The organism is Devosia geojensis (assembly GCF_000969415.1).
GTDB classification, from domain to species: Bacteria; Pseudomonadota; Alphaproteobacteria; order Rhizobiales; family Devosiaceae; genus Devosia; species Devosia geojensis.
Window position 1 is genome coordinate 1 of record NZ_JZEX01000164.1, and the last position, 5683, is coordinate 5683.

The following is a 5683-nucleotide window of genomic DNA, read 5'->3' on the forward strand; positions in this document are numbered from 1 at the left end:
CCCCCCACACCTCCCCCACAAGGTGAACCCTGTGCGTGTGGTAAGATGGCGCCATACGCACGATCGGCCTCCCTCTCCCTTGAGGGGAGGGATTGAGGGGGGTGGTTCGGTGAGCCACGATGGACCCCCACCTCCGGTCCGTCCCCTTGAGGGGGAGGGAGGCTGCCGCCAAACCAATTGCAAATCCACCGGTGCCGCTTATAAAGACGGCGCCTGCCTCAAGCGCTCAACTCCCGATATCCGCACCATGTTCGAGACCCTGACCCAAGCCCCCGGCGACAAGATCCTTGCGCTGATGGGCGAATTCGCCGCGGACCCCCGCACCGACAAGATCGACCTCGGCGTCGGCGTCTACAAGGACGAGAACGGGGTGACCCCGATCATGTCGGCGGTGAGGAAAGCCGAGGAACGGATGCTTTCGGGCGCCAAGACCAAGACGTATCTCGGCATTTCCGGCAACAAGGGTTTCGGCGCGGCGGTGCTCGACCTCGTCCTCGGCGACGCGGTGGCCCGCAATCGCGTACGCATCGCGCAAGCCCCCGGCGGCACCGGTTCGCTCTGGGTGCTGATGCAGCTCGTCAACCGCGCCCGGCCGGGCGCCACCATCTGGCTCTCCGACCCCACCTGGCCGAACCACCAGCCCATTGCCGAGAACGCCGGGCTGAAGGTCGCGAGCTATCCCTATTTCGATGCCGCGACACGCGCCGTCCGGTTCAACGAGATGCTGGCCGCCCTCGACGCGCTCGGCAGGGACGATGTCGTGCTGCTGCACGGCTGCTGCCACAACCCGACGGGCGCGAACCTGACCAACGCGCAGTGGGATGCGGTCGCCGCTTCGCTCGCCCGCACCGGCGCGCTGCCGCTCATCGACCTCGCCTATCTCGGCTTCGGCGATGGCCTCGCCGAAGATGCCTACGGTACCCGCAAGGTGGTCGAAAGCGTGCCCGAGGCGCTCATCGCCTTTTCCGGCTCCAAGAACTTCGGGCTTTACCGCGAGCGTGTGGGCGCCGCCATCCTCGTCGCACGCGATGCTGCGAGCGCCGATATCGCCAACTCGCAGATGATGAACATCATCCGCGCCAGCTATTCGCAGCCCCCCGACCACGGGGCCGAGATCATCCGCGTCATCCTCGAGGACAAGGACCTGCGCGCCGAGTGGGAGGCCGAGCTCGACTTGACCCGCGCCCGCATGATCCGCCTGCGCGAAAAACTCGCCGAGGCGATCCGCCAGCGCTCGAATTCCAAGGATTTCGACTTCATCGGCGAGCACCGGGGCATGTTTTCGCTCCTGGGGCTGCCGCGCGAGGCCGTCGATCATTTAAAAGTCACCAACGGTGTCTATATGATAGGGGACAGCCGCATCAACGTGGCGGGCATCCCTGAAGATCGCGTCGGCGTCCTTGCCGACGCCCTGATCGCGGCAATCAAATAGCATCCCGTCAATTCGCCTTGCGGCTGTGGGGAGCCGTGCTATTGATCGCCCGAACGGGCCCCGACCCCGATCGGCGCCCAACCTGAGGAAGTTTGGAGGGAACGATGAAGTTCTTCGTCGACACTGCGGAAATCAGCGAAATCCGCGAACTCTATGAAGCGGGGCTGCTGGATGGCGTGACCACCAATCCTTCGCTCGTCGCCAAGTCCGGCCGTGACTTCAAGGAAGTCGTCAAGGAAATCTGCGGAATCGTGCCGGGCCCCGTCTCGGCCGAGGTCGCCGCGACCGACTATGACGGCATGGTCGCCGAGGGGCGCGTGCTTGCTGCCCTCGCGTCCAACGTCGTCGTCAAGGTGCCGCTGACGCTGGCCGGCCTCAAGGCCACCAAGACGTTCAAGGAAGAGGGGATCAAGATCAACGTCACCCTCTGCTTCTCGCCCAACCAGGCGCTGCTGGCGGCCAAGGTCGGCGCGACCTACATCTCGCCCTTCATCGGCCGGCTGGACGACATCAACCTGGAAGGCATGGAGCTGATCGAGCAGATCCGCACCATCTACGACAACTACAACTTCGAGACCGAAATCCTCGCCGCCTCGATCCGCTCGCCCAACCACGTGACCCAGGCGGCCCTCGCCGGCGCCGACGTCGCGACGATCCCGCCGGCGGTGATCAAGAAGCTTGCGGCCCATCCGCTGACCGACAGCGGGCTCGAGAACTTCGTCAAGGACTGGAAGTCCACGGGCCAGTCGATCCTCTAGGGATCGCTGAACGGTCGGTTCGGCCAGGGTTCCTTCTCCCCTCGTGGGAGAAGGTGGCGCGCAGCGCCGGATGAGGGGGAGCGGTGCCGCGGCTCGAACGGCAGCGGCGGCTTTCTGACCAACCCCTCACCCGTCTCGGCCTCCGGCCGATCCACCCTCTCCCACAAGGGGAGAGGGGAGGGTGCTCGACCTCCGGAGCTCCACATGCCCGATACCGAACTCGCCGCCCGCATCAAAGCCGCCCTCGGGGCCGTCGAGATTCCCGGCGGCGGGGCGCTGGCGGGCTATGGCGGGCTCTCCGACATCATCGTCACCTCGCACGCCGTGGCCTTCGCCATCTCCGTCGCCCCGGGCATGGAAGCCGCCTTCGGGCCCGCGCGCGAGGCGGCGCAGAAGGCCGCCGAGGCCGTCGCCGAGGGCCGCAAGGTCATGGTCTCGCTGACTTCGGACCGCGCTCCCGCCACCGGCCAGGCGGCGGCCACCGGGCGCCCCGGCCCACCGGCCAAGCAACCGGTGCCGGGTGTCCGTCACATCATCGCCGTCGGCTCGGGCAAGGGCGGCGTCGGCAAGTCGACCGTCGCGGCCAATCTCGCCCTCGCACTCCTTGCCGAGGGCCTCAAAGTCGGCCTGCTCGACGCCGACCTCTACGGCCCCTCCGTTCCGCGCCTCCTCGGGCTCGAGGGCAAGCCCGCCGTGCGCGAGGACGGCATCTTTTCCCCGCACGAGGCCCACGGCCTCAAGGCCATGTCGATCGGCGCCATGCTCGAGCCTGGCCAGGCCGTGGTCTGGCGCGGCCCTATGGCGACCTCGGCGCTGCGCCAACTGCTGCGCGAGACCGACTGGGGCGGGCTCGACGTCCTCGTCGTCGACCTGCCGCCCGGCACCGGCGACATCCACATCTCGCTCTTCCAGCAGAATGAGGTGTCGGGCGCCGTCATCGTCTCGACCCCGCAGGAGCTGGCGCTGATCGATGCGCGCAAGGCCATCGACATGATTCGCCGCATGGGCGTGCCGCTCCTGGGGCTCGTCGAGAACATGAGCCACTTCATCGCCCCCGACACCGGCAAGCGCTACGACATCTTCGGCACCGGCGGCGCCCAGCGGGCGGCCGCCGACCTCGGCATCCCTTTCCTCGGCGAAATCCCCCTCGTCATGTCCATCCGCGAGCGCTCCGACGCCGGCACGCCGGTGATGGTCGCCGAACCGGACGGAGCGGAAGCGCGGGCGTTCCGGGCGATCGTGGAAAAACTGCTCGCAGATTTGCCGGCGCTGAAGCATCAGGATGATCGGTGATGATTGGGGGATCGCGGCTGTGCGCCATCGCGCCCCATCCACCGGCTGTCATCCCGGCGAAAGCCGGGACCCAGCCCTGACGTCATCCACTGGCACCGAATGGGCGGCTGGGCGGTGTCCTGTCCGGTTCATACACCTTGCGGCTGGTGAAACATCTCAGGATGGGCCCCGACTTTCGTCGGGGTGACATCGGTGGCTCCCAGGCCGCTCACATCAGCCCGTGCTCCTTGAGCGCCGCCTGCTCGTCGGGCGTGATCCACGCAAAAATCTTCGGGTCGCCGCCGGCGAGGCTGACGAAGTAGACGTTCTCGAAGCGGATGGTGCCCGTCTTGCCGTCGCTCGGGCGCTTGTAGCCGAAGAGCCAGAAGACGCGCGCCATGGCGTGGAGCGCGTCGATGGGAGTGACCGCGACCTCCTCGGCGACGAATTCGGTGGCGCCCATCCGCCGATAGTTGTCGACGCCCGCAACGATCATGTCGGCGAAATCCTCTCCGGCCTCGCCGCCCATGACGCCCAAAGGGCTGGCACCGACGAAGTATTCGGCAAAGCAGGCTTCGAGCGCTTTTGCGTCGACCTTTCCGGTCTTGACGCCCGTATCCATCAGCCGGCCGTAGCCGAAGAAGAAGTCCCGCAGGCGCTGGGTGTTGTCCATGGGCTCGTGCCTTTCCGGCCGCAGGTATGCAAGCACAACGAGCGACCAGAGCGCGGGTTGCGAGCCATCCGGTCGCCTGATATGCAATCGATTTCATAAAGGGTCGAATCCGGATCGCGCCCGGATTCTCGCGTTTCTCCCCGGAGGTTTCATGTTCTCGCTTTCGCGCTCGGATTTCGGTTCCGACTTCGTTTTCGGCTGCGCCACGGCCGCCTACCAGATTGAGGGTGGCCAGGCCGATGGCCGCGGTCAGTCGATCTGGGACACGTTCTCGGCTACCCCGGGCAACACCCACAAGGGCGATACCGGCACCATCGCCTGCGACCATTACAACCGCTGGCCCGAGGACCTCGACCTCATCGCCGACGGCGGTTTCGACGGCTACCGCTTCTCGTTCTCGTGGCCCCGGCTGCTTCCGGAAGGAACGGGCGCCGTCAACGACGCCGGCATCGCCTTCTACGATCGCCTCATCGACGGCATGATCGAGCGCGGCATCAAGCCCTTCGCCACCCTCTATCACTGGGACCTGCCCTCGACCCTGCAGGACAAGGGCGGCTGGATGAACCGCGATATCGCCAACTGGCTCGCCGACTATGCCGCGCTCATCGGCAGGAAATTCGGCGATCGCCTGCACGCGACCGCGACGATCAACGAGCCCTGGTGCGTGGCCTTCCTCAGCCATTACCTCGGCATCCACGCGCCCGGCTATCGCGACGCCCGCGCGGCGGCGCGCGCCATGCACCACGTGCTCTTCGCCCACGGCTCGGCGATCAAGGCCCTGCGCGCCGAGGGCGTCGGCAATCTCGGCATCGTCACCAATCTGCAGAAGTGCGAGCCGGCAAGCGACAGCGAAGCGGACGCCGCCGCCTCCCACCTCTATGACGGCGTCTTCAACCGCTGGTATCTCGACGGTGTTTACAAGGGGCAGTATCCCGCCGATATCGTCGAGGCCCTGGCGCCCTACCTGCCGGCGAACTTCGAAGACGACATGGCGACGGTCTCGACGCCGCTCGATTGGGCCGGCATCAACTACTATTCGCGCTCGCTGCTGACCCGCGATCCGGGCAACACCATCTTCCCGGTCAAGGCCGTCGAGGGGCCGCTGGAAAAGACAGAGATGGGCTGGGAGATCTATCCCAAGGGCCTGACGGACCTGCTGGTGCGCGTTTCCAACGACTACACCAAGCTGCCGATCTACGTGACCGAGAACGGCATGGCCGAGGTCGACATGGACGACGATCCGCGCCGCGTCACCTATTACGAAGCGCACCTCAAGGCGCTGCTCGACGCGCGCAATGAAGGCGCGGACGTGCGCGGGTACTTCGCCTGGTCGCTGATGGACAATTTCGAGTGGGCCGAGGGTTTCGCCAAGCGCTTCGGGCTCGTCCACGTCGACTACGCCACGCAAAAGCGCACCCCCCGCACCAGCTACCGCGCCTTCCAGGGGATGCTGCACAACACGCGGTAAGACGCGGCCGGCGGCGTGGGGAATCGCCCCAAGCACGATCGGCCTCCCTCCCCCTTGAGGGGAGGGAATGAGGGTGGGGG

At 66.5% G+C, this 5683-nt stretch carries 5 protein-coding genes; 4 read left to right on the forward strand and 1 reads right to left on the reverse strand.

Annotation, left to right across the window (positions count from 1 at the left end; translation table 11 throughout):
* Positions 1-247 precede the first annotated feature (247 nt).
* The 3 genes from VE25_RS18805 to VE25_RS18815 all read left to right on the forward strand — a co-directional run bounded on the left by VE25_RS18805 (position 248) and on the right by VE25_RS18815 (position 3483).
* On the forward strand, positions 248-1432 hold the full coding sequence (locus VE25_RS18805) for an amino acid aminotransferase (protein ID WP_046110209.1): 1185 nt from the start codon (positions 248-250) through the stop codon (positions 1430-1432).
* 104 nt (positions 1433-1536) lie between these two features.
* Positions 1537-2190 carry a fructose-6-phosphate aldolase gene (gene fsa / locus VE25_RS18810; RefSeq protein ID WP_046110210.1) on the forward strand — a complete coding sequence of 218 codons (654 nt, stop codon included), beginning with the start codon at positions 1537-1539 and terminating at the stop codon, positions 2188-2190.
* Positions 2191-2394: 204 nt separating this feature from the next.
* Positions 2395-3483 (forward strand): Mrp/NBP35 family ATP-binding protein, encoded by a 1089-nt coding sequence (locus VE25_RS18815; RefSeq protein ID WP_046110211.1) that lies wholly within the window; start codon positions 2395-2397, stop codon positions 3481-3483.
* Between the two features lie 208 nt (positions 3484-3691).
* Here VE25_RS18815 and VE25_RS18820 read toward each other — a convergent pair whose 3' ends face one another.
* Entirely contained in the window at positions 3692-4135 is a 444-nt protein-coding gene (locus tag VE25_RS18820) for a hypothetical protein (protein ID WP_052732086.1), read from the reverse strand.
* Positions 4136-4286: 151 nt separating this feature from the next.
* Here VE25_RS18820 and VE25_RS18825 point away from each other — a divergent pair, with 151 nt between their 5' ends.
* Positions 4287-5603, forward strand: coding sequence for a GH1 family beta-glucosidase (locus VE25_RS18825; protein ID WP_046110212.1), 1317 nt, complete (start codon positions 4287-4289; stop codon positions 5601-5603).
* Positions 5604-5683 lie beyond the last annotated feature (80 nt).